Genomic DNA, 25,795 nt, shown 5'->3' on the forward strand with positions numbered 1-25,795 from the left:
TCCTCTTATGATCGTACAAAAAAGCCGCAGTACGAATATACTGCGGCTCATTTGTCCCAAACTATTTCACAGATTCAAGCGTTATGCGGCGATAAATATCCATATACTCTTCAGCTGAGACGTTCCAGCTATAGTCTCCGCTCATTGCGTTTTTCACGATCTTTTTCCAATGCTCCGGCTGACGGTAAAATGCCTCGGCACGGCGAATGGTGTTCATCATGTCATGGGCGTTAAAGCTGGTGAAAGAGAATCCATTCCCCTCACCGCTGAATTCATTGTATGCCTGCACTGTATCGTTCAGACCCCCTGTTTCCCGGACAAGTGGTACGCTGCCATAACGGAGTGCAAGCAACTGACTGATACCGCATGGCTCGAATCTTGATGGCATCAGGAAGAGATCACTGCCTGCGTAGAAACGGCGGGATAACCCATCGTTAAATGTGATCTGGGCAGACATTTTCAGTGGATAACGATTAGCTGCTTCAAGGAACCAGTGCTCATAAGCCGGATCTCCCGTACCCAATACTGCGAATTGAATGTCATCATAATATAATAACTCATCCAATACACGACAGACCAGATCCAGTCCTTTGGAATCGACCAGCCTTGTAACCATCACCATAAGTGGAGCATCCGGACGTACAGGCAGACCTAACTCCTTCTGCAGTTCGATCTTGTTCTCGATTTTCTTGGACAGGCTCGTTCTGTATTTAACTGCAATTTTGTTATCCGCTGCCGGGTTGTAACTCTTGGTATCAATACCGTTGACAATCCCAGTGAAACGATCCCCAAGAGAACTGAGCAATCCATCCAGACCATAGCCATAATAGGAGGTTTGTACTTCCTTGGCGTAGGTAGGGCTGACGGTCGTTACATGGTCCGCGAAAACGACTCCAGCTTTCAGAAAATTGACGTTACCGTAATATTCTGCGCCATCTGCCGTGAAATAGCGATCGTCCAGCTCAAGCAGATCACTGAATAAATCATGTGGAAACACACCTTGATATAACAGGTTATGTATCGTATAAACGGTTCTCATCTCACTGTAAAACGGATCATGTGCATAGTGAGCCTTCAGCAGTAAAGGAATCATTCCTGCGTGCCAATCGTGACTGTGCAGCACATCCGGCTTGAATTCGATTTGCGGCAACACGTCCAGTACAGCACGATTAAAGAAGGCGAAACGCTCGCCATCATCCATATATCCGTACACGCCATCCCGTCCAAAATAGTATTCATTGTCCACAAAATAAACAGGAATGCCGTCATGGACCAGCATCTCTATTCCACAATAAGGTCTGCGCCAGCCAAGCGGCACATCCGTTGTAATGACAGGCTCCATGGCTTCTTTGTATTCCTCTGGAATGCTCTTGTACTTGGGTAAAATGACACGAACATCTGCTCCACTCTTCTTTAGTGCCTGTGGCAACGCACCAATGACGTCAGCAAGACCTCCGGTTTTAATAAATGGATGTACTTCAGCAGCAGCAAATAGAATATTCATGCCTTCGTCCTCCTTTTGGGTTTAACTGCAGTGCTATCCTTTGTTTCACTGGTTTTAGTTGTACTGGATTTTGATCTGACGGATTGAACTTCAAGGGGTAATGCATCCGTTTTCCGACGTGTGTTCTTTTTTAAAATAACTACGCTTAGCGGTGGCAAAACAACTTCCAGACTATTTGGTTGCCCATGAAAAGGAATCTTTTCTGTAGTGAGCTGCATATCATTGATAATGCCTGATCCACCGTAATCGGAATGATCACTGTTCAGAACTTCGGTATACATACCGGGACGCATGACACCAATCCGGTAACGCTCCCGCTTGACCGGCTGAAAGTTAATGAGCACAAGGAGTGTATCCGCAGGTTTTTTTCCTTTGCGCACATATGAAATGACACTTTGGTCCTGATCATCCGGAGTGATCCATTCATAACCGTCAAAGGAATGATCAAGCTCCCACAAAGCTTTTTCGCCCAAGTATAGCTCAGACAGATCCCGTTCAAACTTGTGGAGTTTACGGTGACTGTCATAGTTCAGCAAAAACCAGTCCAGTTGATCTTCATCTTTCCATTCGATAAACTGGCCGAATTCTCCACCCATAAACAGCAGTTTTTTGCCTGGGAATGTCATAAAGTACCCCATAAAGGCACGCATGCCGGCAAATTTCTGCTCGTATGTTCCTGGCATCTTGTCTAGGAGTGACTTTTTGCCATGAACGACCTCGTCATGAGACAGAGGAAGCACGTAATTTTCAGCAAAGGAGTATACGACCGGGAATGTCAGCAAATGATGTTTGGAGGGACGCTCGTGAAAATCCGATTCCATGTAATCGAGCGTGTCATTCATCCAACCCATGTTCCATTTGTAGTTGAAACCCAGCCCGCCCTGATCTACTGGCGACGTAACCATCGGCCATGCACTGGATTCTTCTGCCATCATCAGTGCATATGGAAAGTACTTGAAGACTGTTTCATTCAACTGCTGCAAAAAAGCAACAGCTTCCTTGTTTTCCAGGCCACCTTCGTTATTCGTCCGGTATTGTCCTGGCTGCTTTTCGAAATCCAATTTGAGCATACTGGTTACTGCATCGACCCGGAGTCCGTCGAAATGGTACATTTCCATCCAGTATAGCGCATTGGAAATTAAGAACGAACGTATCTCGGGTTTAGAGTAGTCAAAGCTGAGGGTGCCCCAGCCTGGTCTCTCTGCTAACAGTGGATCAGCATATTCATACAAAGGGGTTCCATCAAACAGACGCAAGCCATGAGCATCCTTGGCAAAATGTGCAGGGACCCAATCGAGCAATACGCCTATTCCCGCCTGATGTAGAGTATCCACCAGATACATCAGATCTTTAGGCTGCCCGTAACGGCTTGTTGGTGCATAAAAACCTGTGTTCTGATATCCCCACGAAAGGTCGTAAGGATGTTCACTCAGGGGCATCATCTCAACATGGGTATATTTCATCTCCAATAAATAAGGAACAAGCAAGTCCGCAATTTCACGATAGCTATAAAGAGAACCGTCTTCTTTCCTTTTCCAGGTTCCAGCATGCATTTCATAAATATGTAGAGGTTTGTTATACACGCCTCGTTGTTTGCGTCTCCATGCTCCATCATTCCATTTGTAACCCTCAATGGAACTGGTGACAGATGCCGTACGTGGGCGAACTTCTGCCTGAAAAGCATAAGGATCAGCTTTCAGCAATTCTGTACCATCTTCCGTTAATATACGGAATTTGTATAAAGTTCCTTCACCGATTTCCGGAATAAAACGACTCCAAAAGCCAGAATCGGGTATCTTATATAAAGGTTCCTGTTCACCTTTCCATCCATTTCGATCTAAAGCCAGGCCTACTTCTGTGGCATTCGGAGCCCACACAGTAAAACGGTACCCCTGACGATCATCTTCGAACGCAGGCTGTGCGCCCATTATTCGATAACTGTGATGAAGGTTTCCTTCATGAAATAAATAAATGTGCTCCGGCGAAATTTCCGGATTTGCTAACGGTTGAATGGCCAAGAGATCACCTTCTTCTCCAGAAAATAGATATAACAGTAACCATTACCCCATTCTAGCCAAGTTGAAAAGAAAAATGCGGTGTGTAAAAAAATGTTGTAATTTTTCAGGTTTTTTACAATATACATCGTTTCAATAGCCCCGCATTGCGTTAAGTATGTACTACACTGCACAAATATTTTGGGAGGGAAACGATTATGTTTAAGAAAGATTGCATCGCTATGCTGTTGGCGGGAGGAGAAGGGAAAAGATTAAATCCTTTAACCTCAAGTATCGCAAAACCCGCTGTACCGTTTGGCGGGCACTACCGAATTATCGATTTTCCCCTCAGTAACTGCGTAAACTCAGGCATCGATACTGTAGGTGTTTTGACGCAGTACCAAGCTGATTCATTGCATGATCACATTGGTGGCGGAGAACCTTGGGGACATGGGACTTCAAGTGAGGCAGGAATTTCCTTACTTCCATCTTATCATACAGGAAATGACGAATACTTGGGAACCGCGGATGCTATTTATAAAAATATCGACTATATAGACCAACAAAACCCCGAAAATGTTCTAATTTTGTCGGGTGACCATATTTATCATATGAATTATCGTGAAATGCTGGAAGCTCATACAGCTAATGAAGCGGTAGCAACCATTTCCGTTATGGAAGTTCCTTGGGAAGAAGCTCACCGCTTCGGCATTATGGCAGCTGATGAAAATCTGAGAGTAACGGAGTTTGCCGAGAAACCGGCCGAACCGAAAAGCAACCTGGCATCTATGGGAATTTACATGTTCAAATGGGAATACCTGAAGCGACACCTGCTCGAAGATGCCGCTAATCCGGAATCCAGCCATGACTTCGGTAAAGATGTAATTCCTCAAATGCTGAATGAAAACACCCCTCTCTTCGTATATAACTTCAATGGTTATTGGAAAGACGTGGGTACCGTGAAAAGTTTATGGGATGCGCACATGGATCTGCTTCACAATGATGAAGGCTGGAGCCTGCAAAAAGAAGACTGGCCGATGTATACTCGTGACTGGAGAACCAAACCGAGTGCATATAAAGCGCGTCATACACGTGCTGAGCTTTTGCAATCCATGATACATGAATCCTGCGCCATGGATGGCCGTGCTGAACGCTCTGTTATTTTCTGCGGAGCCGAAGTTGGTAAAGGTTCTGAGGTGAAAGACAGTGTGATCATGCCAAATGCACGGGTAGGTCGCGGTGTTCATATCGAACGCGCCATCATTGGTGAAGGTGCCATTATCAAAGACGGCGCCATTGTCAAAGGTACAGCGGATGAAATTATGGTTGTCGGACCTAATGAGATTGTTTCCGCCAAACCGGCTGTACGCACACAACCGGTACGTATGCTAAAAGATGTTTATGAAAAAAGCGGACGCCTGCGCACAGGTGAACTTTCTTCATAACATAAAGAAAAGGCGAGCCATAATGGCTCGCCTTTTTGGTTCAAAAACAATCTTTATGAAGAAATCAAAGCTTTTTCTGACCAGACTCTGCTTGAGTTAACTTCGGATCGAGAGTCACTTCGGCTTCATCCTTCTGCAAAATGGAATCCTGCACTGTCTCATACTCCGGTAAAGCTGGTAACGATACCGTGACAGTTGTACCCGTCCCGAGTTCACTTTGCATTGTGATGGTTCCCTCATGCAATTCGACCAGTTCCTGCGTAATCGCAAGTCCCAATCCAGTCCCCCCATTTTGGTGGTTTACCTGAAAGAAACGATCACGCACTTTAATTAGATGCTCTTCACTGATCCCGATCCCCGTATCTTGAACAGAAGCTATAATTTGTCCATCTTCTTCTTTGACGGTTAAGAATATCCAGGAATTTTCATGTGAAAACTTGATTGCATTATCCACCAAATTTAGGAATACTTGTTTCAACCTGTTGCCATCCCCAAAAACATTGAAAGCACGATTTTCATCACTTTCCAACTTGAGGTGTATCTGTTTTTGTTCAGCTTTGGCCCAAACATTCAACATCGTTTCCTGAACAATTTCACGAATGCTGACTGTCCCTTTCACCAACTTCATCTGATTTTGCTGCAATTTGGAGAAGTCGAGCATCTCTTCTACGAGACCAATCAGACGCTCCGTTTCTTTAGAAATAATACTCATCCCGATTCTCGTCTCATCCGGATCGTATCCGCCAGAATCGAGCGTCTCACTCCATCCTTTAATGCTGGTTAGAGGTGTCCGCAATTCATGAGAGATGGAAGAGATAAAATCATCCTTGATCTGATTACTGCGCACAATTTCATGTGCCATAAAATTCAGAGTGGATGCCAGTTCGCCTAATTCATGTTTGTAGTTGCCCTTAACTCTGACATCCAGACGACCTCGAGCCATTTGAGCGGACACCGCCGTAATGTTGTTGATCGGACGTACAATAGAATTTGCCATACCAATACTAATGATCAAAACAATTGCGAGTACACCAACACCTACTGCAATCGCAAGCATTCCCATAACCCATAACTTGGAATTCACATTTTCAAGCGATGTTAGGTATCGAACAACGTACGTATTTTCGCCGCCAAGATCGAACTTGTGGGAAACCGCCATGACCTGTTCTCCTGTGGCTGGTTGTCTGCCTACCCAACGTCCCATACCGCCATTTAAAGCTTGTTGAATATCACTCGTTTGCAGAACGGCACGGTCAGATTCAAAAGCAGTTGAACTCGCTAACACATGACCGTTCAGATCCAGAATCTCAAGTTCTGTGTTAGATAATTCCAAATTAACGAGTAGTCTGGACAGATTATTCCCATCTTCCGAATTACTCTCACGGGCTAGAGGCTCAAAAAAATCCTTTGAATTGGAGATATGTGTACTGATTGTATTGTAAATACTTTCATAATAATATCTTTGCACCGCCAGCATAAATACGAATTCGACCAACAGCAGAGCTAGAAAAACTACAATAAAGTAATGTAGTACGATCTGCCGTGTGATGCCTTTTTTGATCATTGATCCCGGCCCTTCCATTTATAACCGTGGCCCCATACAGTCTGCAGGTATTCAGGTTCGGAAGGATTGTTTTCAATTTTCTGGCGCAAGCGGCGAATGTTTACGTCCACGATTTTGGGATCACCCATATACTCTTTGCCCCATACATGATCCAGCAGTACATCTCGACTAAGCGGTGTGTTTTCTTTTTCCAGGAAGAATTGAATCAAGGAAAATTCGGTTGGTGTTAACTCGATTAATTCATTCTGTTTCTTGAATTGCTTGGAGATTAGATCCAGAGAAAATGGGCCAGATTGGAATGTAACCTTGGCAGCCGTCTCCCGGTGAACATTCACCCTGCGCAACAAGGACTGGATGCGTGCAATTAGCTCTGTTGGACTAAACGGCTTACTTACATGATCGTCCGCTCCAACCGAGAGTGCGTATACCTTGTCCTGCTCCTGCACTTTGGCTGTCAAAAAAATAATTCCCAGACGCTCATTCGTTTCACGAATACGACGACACACTTCAAATCCGTCAATGCCAGGAACCATCACATCCAGCAAGGCTAAATCAATATCTGGAACGGTTTGCAGAATACGAAGTGCTTCGTGTCCGTCTCCTGCTTCGAGCACTTCAAACCCGTTTCTCTTCAAATTAATAACAATAAAACTGCGGATGGATTCTTCATCCTCAAGAATAAGTACTTTACTCATTAAGTTCTTCCTTTCTATTCAGTTGCGGTATATTGTCAAGCAATCCATCGTTGGCATCCAGTTGTGCACCGCGCGAAGCAATAACCCGATCATTTGTCCGAGTAATTTCCTTCCAACCTTTGCCTTTTTCCTGTTCCCACTGGGAAAGTGTGAAATATTTAATTTCACCTACGGTTTCATCGGTATCAATCATTTTAAAACGGATGTATTTATCTTTTTCCGATTTGGTATCAATGGTTATCTTCCCATACCACTCCGGCTTCAGATTTAAGTGGAATAAGTCAGCATCATCCCGGTATTGGAATGAGACAAATTTCTTATCTTCCTTGCCGTCCCATTGATAAAAGGTATAAAACCACATCCGGGAATCAAATACGTAATGCTCCCACCCTTTAGGCGTTTCCTTCAATCCAAACTCAATAATACCATCATTGTCGACATCACCGCTTAAAATTTTGTCATCTCTGTAGGTTTGATCGGGCGATTTAAAAGCATTCACTAACTTGTTATCTTTAACGTATATGATCTGTGAGAATGTACTTCGGTCATCCAGCTCAGAATCCAGTACGATACCCACTTTATCTTTGGCAATCTGACCACCGAGAGCATTATATATCTCTTTCACAGTGTAGTCCGTCTGCATTCTGTCAACTTCCTTGAAGCTGCCTTCGTCGTACTGATACAACGCAATAGATGCAAATCCGCTATTATTCAGAGATACGATTGCGAAATCATTTTTCTTGTCTCCATTTAGATCTAGGGTATTCCCTTGAACATCATCTATAATATATTGATTGTACGGAACACCACCCAATACTTGTTCAAGTGCCCCAGCTTTATAAGAATAAGCAGTTAACGCTTTCTGTTCTTGTAAACTTACACCGAGGATAATATCTGGATTCCCATCATTGGTAATGTCCAAAACTTTGAACGATTGCAGTTCATTGCCCGGAACATCAAATGTCAACTTCTTTACCCAAGAATCCCTCTGCTCTTCCAATAACATGCCATGGATTCGCACATTCTCATTCGGGGTTTCATAGAAAACGATGGCTTCCCGAGTACCATCCCCGTTTAGATCTTCAACACGAATCATACTGGTATTATTCATGTCTTTGGGACGAATTAATTTGCTTTCTGGTGGCTGTTCTCGCTGAACCACATTTAATAATTTTTCCTTGTCTGTAGACATCATTGGTTTTCTCATCAAACCTTTAGGATCGCTTATGACAGTACATCCGCTAAGGACTGAACCGAGCAGGATCGTTAATGCCCCCCCTGCTAACAGGCGCCCCCACCGTGAATTAAGCAAATTCATCACTCTTTTCAATAGTTTAAATCATATTTTTTTCTTGCTGTGTCAACCGACGTCCCCGTATATCAAAAGCAATCTTGCCTTCCGCAAGACCCCAGATGCGGGTTGCATGTTTCTCTGCCATTTCAATTGGCAATACCGCAATCACGGTAGCACGTTCCTCTTCGCACAATTTGCGCAGCGTTTCAAGGACCGTATCTGCTGTATGAGGATCAAGCCCAATGACAGGTTCATCCGCCAAAACAACTTTTGCACCATGTGCAAGCGCTCTGGCAATCGCAACACGCTGCTTCTCGCCACCACTGAGCTTCTCAGCCGTCTGATGGGCTTTATCCAGCAACCCCAGCCCTTCCAGATAATCCATCGCGCCCATATAATCATCGGAACGAACCATACCTGTTACCATTCTCCATAAAGGGGTTTGACCAGACCGACCGATCAATACATTTTTCAAAGCTGTACGTCTCGGATACAATTGCGGATTCTGCTCCAAGTATGCCCATTCCCGTTTAATTTTCCGTTTTCCGGACCAACCTTCTTTTATAATCTCGGCTCCATCCACCGTAAATCGACCACTGTCCCATTTTTCCATCATAGCAAGGCATTTAAGCAGCATGCTTTTTCCGCTCCCACTTGAGCCTACTACACCGATCATTTCTCCCTGTTGCATATCGAATCGTATATCCCGCAGAACTGGAACCCGGTCCGCTCCAACGGATTTGCTTAAACCCTCAACTCTGATCATCGCGATGTCTCCTCTTGTCCATGTTTTTCCCTATTACTAGTGTACTCGGAAATGGACATCAATTTCCATGCGAACACCAGCTTCTATTTTAACACAGATTCAAGCATAGGTTTACGACGAAATAATACACCTGCTGCACCAAAAAGAAGATACATGAATCCAAGCAACATAAACATGCTTCCGGGTGAAATCCAGTTGATCACTTGCCCACCCAGATTCGGTCCAATCATGCTTCCAATTGTAAAATGAAATGAGGCCACTACGTTCGCTGCGGGCAGCAGCGCTTTGGGCAAAATATCTGCGGCATAGGCCAGACCAAGCGAGAAAAATGAACCTACCAGGCCTCCGGCTATGGTCAACAGCACAAGCGTCCACCAGAAATGTGTGCCAGCCACAGGAACGAGCATGAAGATGATACCTCCAGTAATACCGGCAAACATCAACGTTTGCTTTCGACCATAACGGTCACTCAACATGCCTAGAGGTAATTGCAGGAACAGACCACCGATTCCGACAAACGGCAGCAAAGACGATATCTGATTCGCATCTAATCCAATACGCAATCCGTATACCGGAAAGTTACTGTTCATTCCGGCTTCCATGTACCCGTACAATAATGCAGGCAACAGTGCATACCATGCCCAGGCCAGACTGCGACGGAAACGGCGTTCAGGCAGTTGTCCATGTTCTGCCTTCTCCGGCTTCGTATCGGGAAGCTTCAATAATACAAGGACCAGCACTGCAGCCATACAAACAAACAATACCCAGAATGGAACAGCATCACCAAACCCGAGCAGCTTGATTCCCAGCGGCCCGATACTGAATCCCAAACCATAGGACATGCCATATAAAGAAATGTATCGTCCTCGTTTTTCGGGTGCGGTCACCAGAAGTACCCACAACTGGGCAGAATAATGGAGTGCACTATCACCAATCCCGACCACGAGACGCAAAATGAACCAAATTTTGATATCCGGAAAATAAGGAAACAGGATTAGGGGAATCATGACAAATAACAGTCCGCCAATAATCAGCTTTTTGAAACCGATAGCTCCCAGCAGTCGTTCGGCCACCAAGGTCATCGCAAAGGACCCAACATACAATGCGGCAGCATTCAATCCGTTTAAACCCGGTGAGACTCCTTTTTGCTCCAAAAATATGGATAGCACAGGCAATAAAAGCCCCTGGCTGATTCCCGCAACAACTATAACGGTTATCAGGATAAGATAGTTAGATGTTGAATGTGACAATTTTGGGGTGGTTATCAATGACACAAGAATCATTCCTCCTGCAAGCATACAAAGAAAAATCGCCATCTCTGACGACCTTTCGCATGTTATAACTATTCTGATGATCATGCATGGTTACGCCAGGGGTTTTGCCCTGGACTTGAACATTATAGTGGACAACGCCCTGCAAAACAAGCCATAATAGTACTTAAGTCGCTGCGTACATTTAGATGTGACGGGAGGATTCTGCATCATATGGCTTATCATGTTAAAATCGATGTTTCACCGATATATGAAATGCTCAACAGCTTTTTGGTATATGTAACGAAGAAGTGGATTCAACATCTGGATGTTGGCCCTGAATGGATCATTGAGGTGGAAGGCAAACTAAGTTCCAATGTCCGAGCTGCGCTCGCACCGGCTGCCACCTGGCCCTTTGATGACTTTGACGTTTTGTTTGCATGGGCGGCCTATCGGAACGATTCCAATGAAAACATTGATTTTCTGGATATGCTTGCTGGACAGACAGCAGAAGAGCTGTTCGCACGTGTTTCTGCTCTGCTACCCCATCTTACAATAGAAGAATCTACACGTATTCGGGACAGCTATGTGCCACTTTTGCGACTCTGGGATCAGCATTACTGCCAGCATATGAGTGAGGATTATCGTATCTGGCTGGAGGAAGATGCTGAAGAGAAACGCATACTGCTGGATAAAATGGGACCTGAATTACTTATTGAATACGCTACTGCGGGTGTTCTGGTTGAACCGATGCCTGGACTGGATGAAGTAATCCTGTTTCCAACCGTTCACAACCGTCCCATTAATATGTATTGCTTCTATGAGGGCATGATGATTATGCAGTATCCTGTGGATGCACCTGAAGAGGATGAAGACCAACCACCAACCTGTTTGCTTCGTTTCACACATGCCCTGGCCGATCCGGAAAGACTTCGTCTGCTCCGTTACGTGTCAGGTGAACCGAAGTCGCTCGCTGAGATGTGTGAAGAGCTGGGCAAGGACGAGGATACGGTTAAAGATCAGGTTATGGCACTTCGTATCGCCGGACTGCTGCGAACCCATTTGCTCGGCAGTAATCGCAAAGAGAAATACAGTATTCGACCAGATGGCGTATCTGAATTGAATATGTTCCTGGAATCTTATATTCGCATATAAAATATGAACAACTGTGCTGCTGGCTGCAAGGAGTGAATTGGATATGAAAATAATAAAACAACATATTTTGTTTGATCTCGATGATACACTCGTGTACTGCAATAAATATTTCAATCTGGTGCTTGGTGAATTCTTCGAGAACATGCAAGAGTGGTTTGACGGACATGCACTGACGGTTCAACAAATTAGGGAGAAACAGCTTGAGATCGATGTAACCGGGGTCAATAAATTGGGATTTGCAAGTCACCATTTCCCGCAATCCCTTATTGATACCTACCGTTACTTCTCCCAGAAGTTCGGAAAACCCACCTCTCCCCAAGAGGAATCTTACCTCACCAAATTAGGAATGAGTGTATATGACCAAGAGGTTGAGCCTTATCCTCATATGGTGGAAACACTAGAGAATCTTAAATCAGCTGGACATGCCCTCTACCTGTACACGGGGGGAGAAACTGTCATTCAGCAGCGGAAGATTGATCAGATGAAGCTATCGGCTTACTTTGATGACCGAATCTACATTCGGCAACATAAGAACATTGAGGCACTTGAAGGTATTCTCTCTACTGGCCCGTTTGAGCGTCGTGCAACGTGGATGATTGGGAATTCACTGCGTACGGATATTATGCCAGCCGTGACTGCCGGCATCCATAGCATCTATATTAAACAGCCGAACGAGTGGCAATACAACATGGTCGAGCTTCAACCTAATCCCGAGACATCGATGTATACCATCACTGCTCTGGAAGAGGTACCGAAGGTCATCCATGAAAATATACAACAGCAGCAACAAAAAAGGACCCTTGGATAAAGGTCCTTTTTTTGTGCTGCTATACTTTAATAAGATTTTGGCGCAGGTACATCAGGCTCCATGATCTGCTTCTGCCTTTGAATCTAAAAACTTATGCATCTTGCTTCTCCGCGGATAGTTTGCCTGTTACCTTATCTTGCAAAATAATACGCGCCTTCACAGTACTTCCGTCTTTTCGTTTAAAAGCCAGTACCTGAGTACTCCCCTTTTCAATCAACGCTTTCAACATCGTACTGGTGATTTTCTTGCCGACGTACTCTTTCCAAATAACAAACCCGCAGCCTTCCTTGAAACGTGTACAGCCATAACCTTTCTTGCCCTCAATAATCTGACCGGTGCAACCCGGTGATGGACAGGATGCCAACGTTTCACGAACACCCGGTTGGCTAGAAGTCGAAGAACGTGTTTGTGCTGTCGAGTTCGCGACACTGTCAGTCTTGGATGATGCTTTCGACGTTTGACGTGTAGTCTTCGCACCTACACTTGTGCCCGCCCCGGTACCTGATGTCTTGGAAGATGTTCTGGTGCTGGTTCTCTGGGCTCCGGGTCCTTTGCCTTTACCCCGCCCCCCACGCGTATCTTCCCCAAAAGCATCCGCTGGTGCCGGTGCCTGCACACGTACTTTATCAATGATGGACATGGTAAATTTCTTGACGTTCTCCATGAACTTATCCTGGCCTGCTTCACCTTTGGAAATTTGGTACAATCTTCTTTCCCATTGGCCCGTCATCTCAGGCGAAGTTAACAAATCTACGCCTGCCTTGCGGATCAATTCAATGGCCGTCCGGCCCTTCAGCGTCAGTTGCATCTTTTTACCCTGCATCGTAATGTAACCCACGTTTTTAAGTCTTTCAATCGTTGCCGCACGAGTCGCTGGTGTACCCAGTCCACTGTCTTTCATCGCATCACGCAGTTCTTCATTTTCGATCTGCTTACCTGCACTTTCCATCGCTTTCAGCAATGTTCCCTCGGTGTAACTCTTGGGAGGCTGTGTCGCCTTCTCCTTGAATTCACTTTTGGTACAGTGAACAGGCAATTCAGGTTGAACGGCAAACGCCTTGTCCGTCCATTCTTCTGCTTCCTCTTCTTCGTTGCTGTTTTTCTTCGTCTTTTTCTTGCCTGTCTGCTCCTGATCCGCAGATCCCAGTACTACTTTCCAACCCAGCGAGAGCAGTTCTTTCACAGATGTCTTGAACTGGTGCTTCTCCACTTCCGTGAGCACGGTATGCTGCTTATACTCTGCTGGTGGATAAAAATGGGATAAGAAACGCCTTACGATCAGGTCATAGATATTTTGTTCATCCTTGGATAACGTACCTGGTCGTTTCAAAGTAGGCAATATCGCATGGTGATCTTCAACTCTGGACGGGTTACATACACCCTTGTTATTTTTATGAACGAGTTCAGGTTTTGCTCCTAGCGCCAATTCACTGTAAGATCCATTTTTAAGTAAATTCAGCGTTTTGTGCATACCTTCAATATTCTGTTCTGTAACATAGTTGGAATTGGTCCGCGGATAAGAGATCACCTTATGTTTCTCATAAAGCGCCTGCGCAATATCCAGCGTTTTCTTCGCCCCGTAACCATACTTGGCATTAGCTTCACGCTGCAAAAGGGTCAGATCATATAATCGGAATGGATACTCCTTGGTCTGTTTTGCTTCGTACTTGGTAATCTGTCCCGTCTTCCCCTTCACACTGGTAGCAATCGATTCAGCAACGGCGGGGTCGGTCAGCTTGTCCCCTTGACGTAATCCCCTGTACTCCACTCCTTCTTGACGAAACCATGCGGCCACTTCATAAAAGGTCTGGGACTGGAACGCTTCAATCTCAATTTCCCGATCATAGATCAAAGCCAGCACGGGAGTCTGCACTCGGCCTACAGAGAGCAAGGCATTATGTCGAGTCGTAAAAGCCCGGGATGCATTCATGCCAATCAGCCAATCCGCTTCACTACGCGCCCGGGCAGCCTGAGTCAAATTTTCAAATTCTGAGGCATCTTTCAAACCGTCAAAACCACGTTTAATACTCTCTGCGGTCAGATCCGATATCCATAGACGCTTTACAGGCTGACGCAGCTTCAACTGTTGTTGAATTAAGGCGAAAATATACTGTCCCTCTCGCCCTGCATCACAAGCGTTAACGATGGCCGATGCCCTTTTTGCAAGTTCTCCGATCATTTTCAGTTGATCTTTCGTTCTGGGGTTGGGCACAATCTTGAACTGATCCGGAATGATCGGCAGATCGCCGATATTCCAGCGCTTATACTTTGAATCATAGGCATCCGGTTCAGCAAGTCCCAATAGATGACCAATCGCCCAGGTGATAATGTAATGCTCACCTTCCAAATAATTGCGATTGTTCTTGGCTCTTGGTTCTATGACGGCGGCAATGGTTCGGCCCATGTCGGGCTTTTCCGCTATAACCAGTGTCTTCATCCGTCCATCTCTCCTCCTTCACCGCCCGTATGACGGCAAAAAGGGGCCTTCCGCCCACGGAAGCCCCTTGCTTCTGAAACTTATTATATCAGATTTTGGTTGCGGGAGCATCCTCCCCTTTGGATTTACCCAGCTGCCTGTTCATTCAAAGCTTGCTTCGCTCTGCACTCCTTGCATACGCCCTGAAAATCAAGCCGGTGGTCTGTAACGGCAAAGCCGTATTGACGCTCGATTTGTTGTTCCAGACGAAGCAAGCCATCCTCCATAATCTCTTCCACAGTGCCGCACTCCGTGCAAATCAGATGATGATGGTGATGTGAGCCATCCGTACTTCTCAGATCGAAGCGCGCAGCACCGTCCCCAAAGTTAATCTTTTCTACGACCTGGAGGTCACTAAGCAGTTCAAGCGTACGATATACCGTAGCCAAACCAATTTCGGGAAATTGTTCCTTGACGAGCAGAAATACTTCCTCTGCACTAAAATGATCCTTTTCATGTTCAAGCAATACACGTACCGTAACTTCTCGCTGCTGTGTCAGCTTATAACCTTTTGCAACCAACTGTTTTTTAATGTCAATAATCTGTTCTGAAATAGATTTGCCCCGGTTTCTTTCCATAAGGATTGCACCTCCGGATATTATAATTTCACAATTCGTGTAGTTTTCATTAAGTGTCATGGCGTTTCTTATTTATAATAATTATAATCTAATAATAAATCTTTATGAGCTAAAAAGCAATGCTATACCGCACACTTGCCTAAAATAAATGTTAGATGATCCGCTTCTGAATCTCATACCAATAACAAAAAAGCCCCCGCAAACTGCGAGGACTTTCACTTTATGGATTATATATTTTAGATAAAATATTGCAAATTCATTTTCATTTGCGGCTTATCAACTCGTTATACGAGAACTGTAGCACCCATCAAGTATTTGTCCACTTCGCGGGCAGCTTCACGGCCTTCATTAATGGCCCATACCACCAAACTTTGACCACGGCGCATGTCACCTGCTGCAAATACTTTATCCACATTGGTATTGTATTTGCCATAACGTGCCTTAACGTTGGTACGACGGTCTGTTGCAAGTCCAAGTTGCTCCACCAGAGTCTGTTCCGGTCCGTCGAAGCCAATTGCAATCATTGCCATTTGGGCTGGGAACACACGCTCTGTACCCGGAATCGGCTGATAGATTTTACGACCTGTCTCATCTACAATACGCTCGATTTGAACGGTGTGAAGTTCTTTGAGATTACCCTCATCGTCACCCACGAATTTGGTCGTCATGATGGAGAACTCACGTGGATCATCACCGAACAGCGCTTTTGCCTCTTCTTGTGCATAATCAAGAGTATATACGTTCGGGAATTGCGGCCAAGGGTTGTTAATGCGATCACGTTCCATAGGAGCTTGAGTATGTGTGCCAAATTGTGTAATGCTCCGACAACCGTGACGAAGCGATGTAGCTACACAGTCGGAACCTGTATCCCCGCCACCAATTACGATAACATCCTTGTCCTGTGCTGACAGGTAGTTACCATCCTCCAGGTTGGAGTCCAGGTAACTTTTGATGCTGCCATTCAGGAAATCCATGGCGTAGTGTACGCCTTTCAGATCACTGCCTTCAATATTGAACTCACGTGGTTTGGTTGCACCGCCGCACAGGACAACCGCATCATAATCATCTACCAGCTGCTGCGCAGCAATATCTTTACCGATCTCCGTGTTGGTTACAAATTGAATGCCTTCTGCTTCAAGCAAATCAACACGACGCTGAACGACGTTTTTATCCAATTTCATCGTAGGAATACCGTACATCAGCAAACCGCCTACACGATCGGAGCGCTCGTATACCGTTACTGAATGACCTGCTTTATTCAATTGAGCTGCCGTAGCCAGTCCCGCAGGACCTGAACCTACAACTGCTACACGTTTACCCGTACGTTTCTCCGGAGGTTGGGGAACAACCCAGCCTTCTTCAAAACCCTTCTCAATAATCGCTTCTTCAATCGTTTTGATGGTTACAGGTTCACCGATAAGACCCACTGTACATGATCCTTCACAAGGAGCAGGACAGACACGACCTGTAAACTCAGGGAAATTATTCGTTTTATGCAGACGATCAAGCGCTTCTCTCCACAAACCCCGATACACCAGATTATTCCATTCTGGAATCAGGTTGTGCACAGGACAGCCCGACGTTCCGCCAGTCATATCTATACCAGTATGGCAATACGGGGTACCACAATCCATGCATCGTGCACCTTGTGTTCTGAGCTCTTCTTCAGCCATATGTTTATGAAACTCTTCCCAATCCTTGACCCGCTCCGCCGGCTCACGGTCCGCAGGCAGCTGCCGTTTGTATTCCATAAATCCAGTAGGTGTAGACATCTTACGTTTTCCCCCATCCGTTCTTGTCTTAATCCCTTCATCTGCATGGTTCTATATGAAATGGATTACTCATGTTTGAGTTTTTTTGTATATTGTATCACAAAAGCTTCTCGAAGATATTTCAATTATAGTAGCACTTTGCTTGCTGAATATTAAATGGATTATCCGCATAATTATTTGTATTTTATACATCATATCGTCCAAGTCTACCCATGGTCAATACCCTTAAATTGGTTATTTATCAGGTATGGATACACAAAATTAAGTCTTTAATTAATGGAGAAACCGACAAAATGTCATTTAAATGTGAGGTAATTTGTCATATAATACACAAATTTTGTTGATTTGCGTTATCAATTCCGAATATCATTCCATTTTAGGGCTTTACAACGGTGAAACCCTATAACTTTTATACTTTTTTACCACTTCGTGATTATTGTTATGTATTAAATTTATATTGTTCGTTATTTCAACGTCATATTTGTGTTATTTATATGTTATTCTACATATATTTTATTTTATTTTCAAAAAAAGACGCTGTTCACGAATATTTCGTAAATCAGCGCCCTTATATTTCGTTTACAGCATATGTTTGGGCTCTTCTACTTCATCTTATGCCCCTGTTACCGTTTTCGTTCATAGAACTCAAACGTATACGCATAAACATTTTTTTCGTCTTGCTCGCCTTCAATCTGTTCCTTTAGCTCCCATTCCGACCAATTCACTTCCGGGAAAAAGGTATCCCCCTCAAAATCCTCATGGATTTTGGTCACTACCAGACGATCTGCAAGCGGCAAAAACTCACGATAAACCTGGGAACCACCAATGACGCAAAGCTCCTCTTCGCCTTTTGTCACTTCCAGACCTTCTTCAATCGTATGCACCACTTCAGCCTGATCCGCTTTGTAGTTCAAATCTCTTGTTATTACAATATTCCGACGTTGTGGAAGTGGCTTGGCCCCAAAGGATTCCCATGTATTGCGTCCCATAATAATCGTTTTGTTCAACGTACGCTGCTTGAAAAAAGCCATATCTTTAGGCAAACGCCACGGAATGGAATTATTCAATCCAATGACGCCGTTCTCGCCCATCGCCCATACCAGTTCAATGCTCAAAGACTACCCACTCCTTCCGTCTATTTAGAGGTTGTTCAAAAACTCCACTTTTGATTACGAATGATGCACTGAAAACCAGACTATTTAAACATGTACTTATACTGCAATCGGGGCTTTAATACCCGGATGGTGCTGATAGTTCTCAAACTCAAAATCTTCAAACGTATAATCAAAAATGGAATCCGGTTTACGCTTGATGACCAGTTTAGGCAACGCGTAAGGCTCACGCTCCAACTGGGTTTTCACTTGTTCCACATGGTTCGAGTAGATGTGTACATCGCCACCAGACCAGATGAACTCTCCCACTTCAAGATCACACTGCTGGGCAATCATATGTGTCAGCAATGCATAGCTGGCAATGTTAAATGGCAACCCGAGGAACGTATCCACGGAACGCATTGTGAGCATACACGATAGTTTACCCTCCGCCACGTAAAACTGAAACGCGAAGTGGCAAGGCGGCAATTTCATGTTGTTAATCTCCGCCACATTCCAGGCACTAACGAGGTGACGTCGTGAATCCGGATTGTTTTTAATTGAATCAATAACAGCTGCAATCTGATCAATCTTCTCTCCATTGGGTGCTTCCCAAGTGCGCCATTGTGATCCGTATACCGGACCCAAATCACCATTTTCGTCAGCCCAGTCATCCCAGATCTTCACACCGTTTTCCTTCAGATAGGATATATTCGTATCCCCGCTCAAAAACCATAACAACTCATGAATGACTGACTTCAGATGGATTCGCTTGGTTGTTACAAGCGGGAACCCTTCGGATAGATCATATCGGAGCTGTCTGCCAAAAACGGATTGGGTTCCAGTTCCGGTGCGGTCACCCTTGTGCACGCCGTTATCCAGGATATCCTGTAATAAATCAAGATAGTTCTTCAAATTATAATCCCCTCGCACTTCTTATTTCACAGCAATAAAAACAAACGAGAACATTCACAGAGGTTGTGTTTGCCCCAATTTGCCTTATTGAAAACAGCACAGAGCTAAGGTCGATGCCGTCATATTCGTTGTTTCAGTGTACCACATTAAGAATCAGATTGCATGATGCTTCATCGATAACAAGCTATACGTAAAACCGGTAATTTTGAGTCTTAACAGACTCATTCACTTTAGGTATTTATATAAAAAAAGGGACAGACAACGCTGTAACACGTTATCCATCCCTTCTTGATTTACGTATAATGCCGGACGAATCCGAAGCTTAGACGATATTAGCGGGAAATGATGTGGATCGGGTGACCCATAACCAATTCCGCAGCTTCCATCACGATTTCGCCCAAAGTAGGGTGAGCATGAATAGTCAGCGCCAAATCTTCCAGAGTAGCGCCCATTTCGATTGCAAGGCCAAGCTCTGCAATCAGGTTGGAAGCTTCCAGACCAACGATTTGGCAACCCAATACGAGGCCGCTTTCTTCGTCAGCTACGATTTTCACGAAACCTTCAGCATGGTTCAAAGATACTGCACGGCCATTACCCGCATAAGGGAATTTGCCAGCTTTTACTTTGTAGCCTTTTTCTTTAGCTTCTTTCTCCGTGTAACCTACGCTGGAGCACTCAGGATCTGTGAACACAACTGCTGGCATACATTTGTAGTCAACTACAGATGGTTGTCCTGCGATTGCTTCAGCTGCCACTTTACCTTCATAAGAAGCTTTGTGGGCAAGTGCCAGACCAGATACGATATCACCGATTGCAAAGATGTGAGGAATGCTGGTACGGCCTTGGTGATCAACTTTAACGAATCCACGCTCGTCAACGTCTACGCCAATCAGGTCAAGACCAAGCTCTCCGTCTGTATTTGGACGACGTCCGACCGTAACGAGCAGGTAATCTGCAGTTACTTCTTTGGACTCACCATTTACGGAATATTTAACAGTTACATCTTTATCCGTTTGCTCAGCACTTTCAGCTTTTGCACCCGTTACGATTTCGATGCCTGTTTTCTTCATGTTTTTAGCTACGAGGCTAGTCATGTCTTTATCGAAACCTGGCAGTACTGTATCCAAACCTTCGATGATTGTTACTTTTGCACCGAATTTGGAGTACATTTGACCAAGCTCAGCACCGATATAACCGCCACCGATAACGATCATGCTTTTTGGTACTTCAGGCAAGTTCAGAGCTTCTGTCGAAGACAGAATGCGTCCGCCAAACGGGAAAGGTTTCAGTTCGATTGGACGGGAACCTGTTGCAATGATTGCATTTTTGAATTTGTAACGCGGTGACTCGTGATCGTTAAATACACGAGCTTCGTTTTCGTTGATGAACATGCATTCACCGTTGAAAACTTCAACTTTGTTGCCTTTGAGCAAACCAGCTACGCCGCCAGTCATTTTCTTAACAACGCCGTTTTTGAATTCTTGAGTTTTGCTGAAGTCCACTTTTACGTTCTCAGCAGAGATACCAAATGCTTCACCGTGAAGTGCAGACTCGTATTGGTGTGCAGCAGAGATCAAAGCTTTGGATGGAATACATCCGCGGTTCAAACAAACGCCGCCCAGTTCCGATTTGTCTACGATCAATACGCTTTGGCCCAATTGAGCAGCACGGATGGCAGCTACATAGCCGCCAGGTCCTGCACCAATTACTAATGTGTCGATATTGAGAGAAGCGTCGCCTACTACCATATCTTACACCTCCATAACAAGCAGCTCAGGGTTAGCGAGCAGCTGTTTAATGTAATTCATAAAGTTTTGTGCTGTTGCGCCATCGATGATACGGTGGTCGAAGCTCAGGGAAAGAGCCATTACAGGTGCAGCAACTACTTCGCCGTTTTTGATAACTGCTTTTTCGCTGATGCGTCCTGTTCCCAGAATAGCAACTTCAGGGAAGTTGATGATTGGTGTGAAGAACATACCGCCAGCAGAACCAATGTTACTGATGGAGATTGTGCTTCCTCTCATTTCATTCGCGCTCAATTTGCCGTCGCGGCCACGAGCTGCCAGATCACGGATAGAATCAGCAATCATCCAGATGGATTTACGATCAGCATCTTTGATAACAGGAACGATCAGACCGTTGTCTGTATCTGTAGCGATACCGATGTTGTAGTATTTTTTGTAAACAATTTCGTTAGCTTCTTCATCAATCATCGCGTTCAGAGCCGGGAATTGGCGGGAAGCCGCAACCAATGCTTTAACGATGAATGGCAGATAAGTAACTTTTGTACCTTTTTTCTCAGCGATAGGTTTCATGCGAGTACGGAAAGCAACCAGTTCAGTTACGTCCACTTCGTCCATGATGGTAACGTGAGGTGCTGTGTAAGCCGATTTAACCATTGCGTTAGAGATCGCTTTACGGATACCTTTGAATGGTACGCGCTCTTCTTCAAGGCGTTGATCAGCTGCTGCAGCTGCTGGTGCTGCGGATTTTTTCTCTTCTTGAGCCGGAGCTTCGGAAGATGCCGCTGCGGAAGAACCGCCACCATTTTTGAAGGATTCAACATCTTCTTTGGTAACTTTACCGTTGTTGCCAGTACCGTTAACCTGAGCGATGTCTACGCCTTGTTCGCGAGCAAATTTACGCACGCTTGGTGTTGCCAGAACGTCTTTGGCAGGTACTGCCGGAACGCTGTTGTTGCCGCCTTCTTTAGCTGCATCAGAACTGGATGCTGCTGCGGAAGAACCGCTTGTGTCAGCTCCGCCTTGAGCTGCATCTTTTTCTTGCTCGCCTGCAGGAGCATCGTCTTGCTCAGGAATCTCGCCTTCAGCATCGATAATAGCAACAACTTCGCCTACGTGGCAAACTTGACCATCTTTAGCGAACACTTCTGTTACTGTGCCGTTAACCGGACAAGGTACTTCAACAACCGCTTTGTCATTCTGTACTTCCATGATGATGTCGTCGTCAGTTACTTTGTCACCGACTTTGATGTGCATCTTGATGATTTCGCCTTCGTGAAGGCCTTCGCCCAGTTCAGGGAATTTATATTCAAATTTAGCCAACTGAAAAACCTCCTTGATTATGTCTCAATCCTGAAAACAACCCTTAACTCCAAGAAACAACCGTTACTGCTAATGCAATAAACTGTTACTCAAGGGGCTAATGGCTGTTTACAGTGCAGCTTGCGCTGCGGTGTGGATCACCATACTGCGCCTTGCGGCATGTCAGATGATTAAATTAGAAATTTACGACTTTATTAACCGCAGCAACGATACGTGCTGGGTTAGGAAGCCATGTATCTTCGATTTGCGCAAATGGATATACAGTATCCGGACCAGCTACACGCAGAACCGGTGCTTCCAGGTGCAGGATTGCTTTTTCATTGATTTGGGCAATGACTTCAGCTGCAACACCTGCGCTCTTTTGAGCTTCCTGTACAACAATTGCACGGTTTGTTTTCTTAATGGAAGCAACGATCGTATCGATATCAATCGGGCTAACCGTACGAAGGTCGATAACTTCAACTTTGATCCCTTGTTTTTCGAGCTCATCTGCTGCTTTCACAGAAGTGTGAACCATCATACCGTAAGTAATGATAGTTACATCAGAACCTTCACGAACAACGTTCGCTTTGCCCAACTCAACAATGTAATCTTCTTCAGGTACTTCTGCACGGAATGCATGGTACAAGTTCAAGTGCTCCATGAAGAATACAGGGTCGTTATCGCGAATGGAAGCGATCATTAGACCTTTTGCATCGTAAGGGTTAGAAGGAACAACCACTTTGATACCCGGAGTTTGCGTAAGCAGACCTTCCAGGGAATCTGTGTGCAATTCTGCCGCTTTTACACCGCCACCGAATGGTGTACGGAATACGATTGGAGAATTGTATTTACCGCCAGAGCGGAAACGCATACGCGCTGCTTGAACTACCATTTGGTCAAGTGCTTCGAAGATAAAACCAACGAACTGGATCTCGGCAACCGGACGGAAACCTTGAACACCCAAACCTACAGCCAGACCGCCAATAGCGGACTCAGCTAGTGGAGTATCAAATACACGCTCTTCGCCAAACTCTTTTTGCAGACCTTCCGTTACACGGAAAACGCCGCCTACATTACCAACGTCTTCACCGAAAAGCAGAACGTTAGGATCACGTTTCAACTCCACGCGAAGCGCATCACGGATTGCTTCTTTCATGTTCATTTGTGCCATTTGCTTCATTTCCTCCTTAAACATTGACAGTTCACATTTGAATTCATACATGTATACCGGGACACCGGAACCCGTCCCGGATGTTTATGCTTTATCGGAAAAAACTTATTGGAAATCAGCTTTTTGCTCTTCCAAGTGCTTAGGCGTTTGTTCGAACATGCTGTCGATCAAGCCTGAAATCGTCATTTTCTCGGTTTTTTCCGCTTTTTTGATCTCTTCGTTTACTTTAGCTTTTGCTTCTTCTTTCACACGTGCTGTATCTTCTTCAGTCCAAAGACCTTTTTTCTCCAGATATTTAGCGAAACGTGCGATTGGATCTTTAGTGTTCCATTCTGCCTCTTCTTCTTTTGTACGATACTTGGAAGCATCATCAGAAAGGGAGTGAGGACGGAAACGGTAAGTTACAGCCTCGATCAATGTTGCGCCTTCGCCGTTGCGACCGCGTTCAGCAGCTTCCTGAACCGCTTTGATAACTGCGAAGATGTCCATACCGTCAACTTTAACACCTTTGATACCTGCTGCTACCGCTTTGTGAGCGATGGACAGAGCTGCCGTTTGTTTGGCAAAAGGAGTTGTGATGGCATAACCATTGTTTTGTACGAAGAAAATAACAGGCAGTTTGTAAACACCAGCATAGTTCAGACCTTCATAGAAGTCACCTTCAGAAGAACCGCCATCACCTGTGTACGTAATAACTACTTGTTTTTGTTTCTTCAATTTGTAACCCATAGCAATACCCATTGCGTGCAGAATTTGTGCACCAATGATGATTTGCGGCATCAATACATTAACGCCATCCGGAATTTGTCCACCATGTTGGTGTCCACGGGAGTACAGGAATGCTTGATAAAGAGGAAGTCCATGCCATACGAGTTGCGGAATGTCACGATAGCCAGGACATACAAAGTCTTCTTTTTCAATTGCAAATTCACTACCAACCATTGTAGCTTCTTGACCAGATACTGGAGCATAGAAACCAAGACGACCTTGACGGCCCAGGTTTACTGCACGGTCATCCCAAGTACGGGTAAAGACCATACGGTACATAATTTCTTTTAATTGATCATCGGAAAGTGTAGGCATCATGTCTTTGTTAACGATTTCACCGTCAGGAGACAGCACGGACAGAGCTTCTACATCCTCTGTATATACTTCATAAGGAACCTTGCTCATTTTTTTCTTCACCTCAACAAAAAATTTGAATATCAAGTTCCGCTGTTATAATATTATTATACACCTGTTTCACTGCATACGTCAAAGATATCCGTAATTTTTTTATGTTTCCTTCCGGATTGTATGTATAACAGGGGCTTAATATTGGTATAACAGCATAATACATGTTTGCGTGTTTGACCCATCCCCGCACAAGGTTAATCTTACCGTATTGCGCGGTCGAATGCAAAAATAAACCGAGAAAGGTGACGTTTTATGACGGATTCCCGCTATTTGAAACGCACGATTGTAAAGGAAGAGATCGAGAGCCGCTATCTCGGAGAGAAGCGCACACTTCGAATTTATCTTCCCCCTGGCTATAACGAGCTGCTAAGCTACCCTGTCGTATATTGTCAGGACGGTGAAGAATTTTTCAACTTTGGACGTATCGCCACCACTGCCAACCGGATTATTCTCGACGAGGGGGCCGAACCTTTCATTATAGTAGGTGTTCAGGTCGACGTGTCTGTAAGAACTCAGGAATATGCCCCTTTTGGCGATCGGTTCAAGGCATATACCTCATGCTTCGCTGAAGAGATTATTCCCTATGTAGAAGAGAAATATCCTGTGCGCCGCTCTCCGCAGGAACGCGTTCTTGCCGGTGATTCATTAGGTGGCAGCGTTTCACTTCATCTTGCTCTACTCTATCCAGACCTGTTCACACGTGTCATCAGCATGTCTGGAGCCTACTACTCTGCTTCTCAGGAAATTTATGCTGCAGCTGAAGACTTGTCCTGGTTATCAATCTGGATGATTGTTGGTTTGCAGGAGACGGCCTTTGAAGCCGACACCGGCACGTATAACTTTGTTCAATTAAACCGGGATACCCGGGATTTGCTGGAAAAACGAGGTGCACTCGTCTCCTATCAGGAGAAAGACGGGCATCACCAATGGGGATTCTGGCAAAATGAACTGCCGGAAGCTTTGCTTTACTTTCTTCAGGAAAACTAACTCGATCACTTAACAGGCGGCTGAAATGCCGCTTTTGTTTTGCAACCAAATGATATCGCTTACATAAATATTCAAAAAAGAAGCAGGCTCTCCTGCTTGTTCGTCCA

20 protein-coding genes are annotated in these 25,795 nt (G+C 44.9%); 4 read left to right on the forward strand and 16 right to left on the reverse strand.

Annotated features, from left to right (window positions below):
• Positions 1 to 61 precede the first annotated feature (61 nt).
• Positions 62 to 1,504: a glycogen synthase GlgA gene (gene glgA / locus P5G61_RS18045; protein WP_301247770.1), complete on the reverse strand. Its 1,443-nt coding sequence runs from the start codon at positions 1,502 to 1,504 to the stop codon at positions 62 to 64.
• Positions 1,501 to 3,522, reverse strand: a complete 2,022-nt coding sequence (glgB, locus tag P5G61_RS18050) for a 1,4-alpha-glucan branching protein GlgB (RefSeq protein ID WP_301247771.1) — start codon at positions 3,520 to 3,522, stop codon at positions 1,501 to 1,503. The genes glgA and glgB overlap by 4 nt, the downstream gene beginning before the upstream one ends.
• 194 nt (positions 3,523 to 3,716) lie before the next feature.
• Between glgB and P5G61_RS18055 the strand changes: the two genes are divergently transcribed.
• Positions 3,717 to 4,943 (forward strand): glucose-1-phosphate adenylyltransferase, encoded by a 1,227-nt coding sequence (locus P5G61_RS18055; RefSeq protein ID WP_301247772.1) that lies wholly within the window; start codon positions 3,717 to 3,719, stop codon positions 4,941 to 4,943.
• A 64-nt stretch (positions 4,944 to 5,007) separates the two neighbouring features.
• On the opposite strand, the gene P5G61_RS18060 is transcribed toward P5G61_RS18055, so the two are convergent.
• The 5 genes from P5G61_RS18060 to P5G61_RS18080 all read right to left on the reverse strand — a co-directional run bounded on the left by P5G61_RS18060 (position 5,008) and on the right by P5G61_RS18080 (position 10,545).
• Positions 5,008 to 6,507 carry a sensor histidine kinase gene (locus P5G61_RS18060; RefSeq protein WP_301247773.1) on the reverse strand — a complete coding sequence of 500 codons (1,500 nt, stop codon included), beginning with the start codon at positions 6,505 to 6,507 and terminating at the stop codon, positions 5,008 to 5,010.
• Complete coding sequence (locus P5G61_RS18065; RefSeq protein ID WP_024634004.1) at positions 6,504 to 7,202, reverse strand: response regulator transcription factor; 699 nt, start codon at positions 7,200 to 7,202, stop codon at positions 6,504 to 6,506. Before P5G61_RS18065 ends, P5G61_RS18060 begins: the two co-directional genes overlap by 4 nt.
• Entirely contained in the window at positions 7,195 to 8,409 is a 1,215-nt protein-coding gene (locus P5G61_RS18070) for a hypothetical protein (protein ID WP_301247774.1), read from the reverse strand. The genes P5G61_RS18065 and P5G61_RS18070 overlap by 8 nt, the downstream gene beginning before the upstream one ends.
• Positions 8,410 to 8,536: 127 nt before the next feature.
• Positions 8,537 to 9,262 carry a phosphonate ABC transporter ATP-binding protein gene (locus P5G61_RS18075; protein ID WP_024634002.1) on the reverse strand — a complete coding sequence of 242 codons (726 nt, stop codon included), beginning with the start codon at positions 9,260 to 9,262 and terminating at the stop codon, positions 8,537 to 8,539.
• A gap of 83 nt (positions 9,263 to 9,345) precedes the next feature.
• Positions 9,346 to 10,545 carry an MFS transporter gene (locus P5G61_RS18080; protein ID WP_301247775.1) on the reverse strand — a complete coding sequence of 400 codons (1,200 nt, stop codon included), beginning with the start codon at positions 10,543 to 10,545 and terminating at the stop codon, positions 9,346 to 9,348.
• 201 nt (positions 10,546 to 10,746) lie between these two features.
• Between P5G61_RS18080 and P5G61_RS18085 the strand changes: the two genes are divergently transcribed.
• Complete coding sequence (locus tag P5G61_RS18085) at positions 10,747 to 11,667, forward strand: ArsR/SmtB family transcription factor (protein ID WP_301247776.1); 921 nt, start codon at positions 10,747 to 10,749, stop codon at positions 11,665 to 11,667.
• A 43-nt stretch (positions 11,668 to 11,710) separates the two neighbouring features.
• A complete protein-coding gene (locus P5G61_RS18090; RefSeq protein WP_301247777.1) occupies positions 11,711 to 12,475 on the forward strand; it encodes an HAD family hydrolase in 765 nt (254 codons plus the stop codon).
• Between the two features lie 91 nt (positions 12,476 to 12,566).
• On the opposite strand, the gene P5G61_RS18095 is transcribed toward P5G61_RS18090, so the two are convergent.
• The 9 genes from P5G61_RS18095 to pdhA all read right to left on the reverse strand — a co-directional run bounded on the left by P5G61_RS18095 (position 12,567) and on the right by pdhA (position 24,698).
• On the reverse strand, positions 12,567 to 14,912 hold the full coding sequence (locus P5G61_RS18095; protein ID WP_301247778.1) for a type IA DNA topoisomerase: 2,346 nt from the start codon (positions 14,910 to 14,912) through the stop codon (positions 12,567 to 12,569).
• A gap of 125 nt (positions 14,913 to 15,037) precedes the next feature.
• A complete protein-coding gene (gene fur, locus P5G61_RS18100) occupies positions 15,038 to 15,505 on the reverse strand; it encodes a ferric iron uptake transcriptional regulator (protein WP_435874222.1) in 468 nt (155 codons plus the stop codon).
• A 308-nt stretch (positions 15,506 to 15,813) separates the two neighbouring features.
• The gene (locus P5G61_RS18105) at positions 15,814 to 17,301 is read right to left on the reverse strand and encodes a glutamate synthase subunit beta (protein ID WP_301247780.1); all 1,488 of its coding nucleotides are present in this window, start codon (positions 17,299 to 17,301) and stop codon (positions 15,814 to 15,816) included.
• 623 nt (positions 17,302 to 17,924) lie between these two features.
• Positions 17,925 to 18,416 (reverse strand): dihydrofolate reductase, encoded by a 492-nt coding sequence (locus P5G61_RS18110; RefSeq protein WP_301247781.1) that lies wholly within the window; start codon positions 18,414 to 18,416, stop codon positions 17,925 to 17,927.
• A 96-nt stretch (positions 18,417 to 18,512) separates the two neighbouring features.
• The gene (gene thyA, locus P5G61_RS18115) at positions 18,513 to 19,307 is read right to left on the reverse strand and encodes a thymidylate synthase (RefSeq protein WP_024630355.1); all 795 of its coding nucleotides are present in this window, start codon (positions 19,305 to 19,307) and stop codon (positions 18,513 to 18,515) included.
• A 332-nt stretch (positions 19,308 to 19,639) separates the two neighbouring features.
• Complete coding sequence (lpdA, locus tag P5G61_RS18120) at positions 19,640 to 21,055, reverse strand: dihydrolipoyl dehydrogenase (protein WP_024630356.1); 1,416 nt, start codon at positions 21,053 to 21,055, stop codon at positions 19,640 to 19,642.
• Positions 21,056 to 21,058: 3 nt separating this feature from the next.
• Positions 21,059 to 22,372: a dihydrolipoamide acetyltransferase family protein gene (locus P5G61_RS18125; RefSeq protein WP_301247782.1), complete on the reverse strand. Its 1,314-nt coding sequence runs from the start codon at positions 22,370 to 22,372 to the stop codon at positions 21,059 to 21,061.
• A 175-nt stretch (positions 22,373 to 22,547) separates the two neighbouring features.
• On the reverse strand, positions 22,548 to 23,525 hold the full coding sequence (locus tag P5G61_RS18130) for an alpha-ketoacid dehydrogenase subunit beta (RefSeq protein WP_301247783.1): 978 nt from the start codon (positions 23,523 to 23,525) through the stop codon (positions 22,548 to 22,550).
• 105 nt (positions 23,526 to 23,630) lie between these two features.
• Positions 23,631 to 24,698 carry a pyruvate dehydrogenase (acetyl-transferring) E1 component subunit alpha gene (gene pdhA, locus P5G61_RS18135; RefSeq protein ID WP_301247784.1) on the reverse strand — a complete coding sequence of 356 codons (1,068 nt, stop codon included), beginning with the start codon at positions 24,696 to 24,698 and terminating at the stop codon, positions 23,631 to 23,633.
• A 255-nt stretch (positions 24,699 to 24,953) separates the two neighbouring features.
• Between pdhA and P5G61_RS18140 the strand changes: the two genes are divergently transcribed.
• Positions 24,954 to 25,688: an alpha/beta hydrolase gene (locus tag P5G61_RS18140; RefSeq protein ID WP_301247785.1), complete on the forward strand. Its 735-nt coding sequence runs from the start codon at positions 24,954 to 24,956 to the stop codon at positions 25,686 to 25,688.
• Positions 25,689 to 25,795: the final 107 nt, after the last annotated feature.

It is taken from the genome of Paenibacillus vandeheii, from assembly GCF_030433635.1.
GTDB lineage: Bacteria > Bacillota > Bacilli > Paenibacillales > Paenibacillaceae > Paenibacillus > Paenibacillus vandeheii.

What these genes read in the sequence shown, in the direction of transcription:
- P5G61_RS18140 (WP_301247785.1), top strand. Translation starts at nt 24,954, where the DNA reads ATGACGGATTCCCGCTATTTGAAACGCACGATTGTAAAGGAAGAGATC.
- P5G61_RS18130 (WP_301247783.1), bottom strand. Translation starts at nt 23,525, where the DNA reads ATGGCACAAATGAACATGAAAGAAGCAATCCGTGATGCGCTTCGCGTG.
- lpdA (WP_024630356.1), bottom strand. Translation starts at nt 21,055, where the DNA reads ATGGTAGTAGGCGACGCTTCTCTCAATATCGACACATTAGTAATTGGT.
- P5G61_RS18105 (WP_301247780.1), bottom strand. Translation starts at nt 17,301, where the DNA reads ATGTCTACACCTACTGGATTTATGGAATACAAACGGCAGCTGCCTGCG.
- P5G61_RS18070 (WP_301247774.1), bottom strand. Translation starts at nt 8,409, where the DNA reads ATGAGAAAACCAATGATGTCTACAGACAAGGAAAAATTATTAAATGTG.
- P5G61_RS18065 (WP_024634004.1), bottom strand. Translation starts at nt 7,202, where the DNA reads ATGAGTAAAGTACTTATTCTTGAGGATGAAGAATCCATCCGCAGTTTT.
- P5G61_RS18090 (WP_301247777.1), top strand. Translation starts at nt 11,711, where the DNA reads ATGAAAATAATAAAACAACATATTTTGTTTGATCTCGATGATACACTC.
- P5G61_RS18080 (WP_301247775.1), bottom strand. Translation starts at nt 10,545, where the DNA reads ATGATTCTTGTGTCATTGATAACCACCCCAAAATTGTCACATTCAACA.
- P5G61_RS18075 (WP_024634002.1), bottom strand. Translation starts at nt 9,262, where the DNA reads ATGATCAGAGTTGAGGGTTTAAGCAAATCCGTTGGAGCGGACCGGGTT.
- pdhA (WP_301247784.1), bottom strand. Translation starts at nt 24,698, where the DNA reads ATGAGCAAGGTTCCTTATGAAGTATATACAGAGGATGTAGAAGCTCTG.
- P5G61_RS18085 (WP_301247776.1), top strand. Translation starts at nt 10,747, where the DNA reads ATGGCTTATCATGTTAAAATCGATGTTTCACCGATATATGAAATGCTC.
- P5G61_RS18095 (WP_301247778.1), bottom strand. Translation starts at nt 14,912, where the DNA reads ATGAAGACACTGGTTATAGCGGAAAAGCCCGACATGGGCCGAACCATT.
- P5G61_RS18055 (WP_301247772.1), top strand. Translation starts at nt 3,717, where the DNA reads ATGTTTAAGAAAGATTGCATCGCTATGCTGTTGGCGGGAGGAGAAGGG.
- P5G61_RS18060 (WP_301247773.1), bottom strand. Translation starts at nt 6,507, where the DNA reads ATGATCAAAAAAGGCATCACACGGCAGATCGTACTACATTACTTTATT.
- glgA (WP_301247770.1), bottom strand. Translation starts at nt 1,504, where the DNA reads ATGAATATTCTATTTGCTGCTGCTGAAGTACATCCATTTATTAAAACC.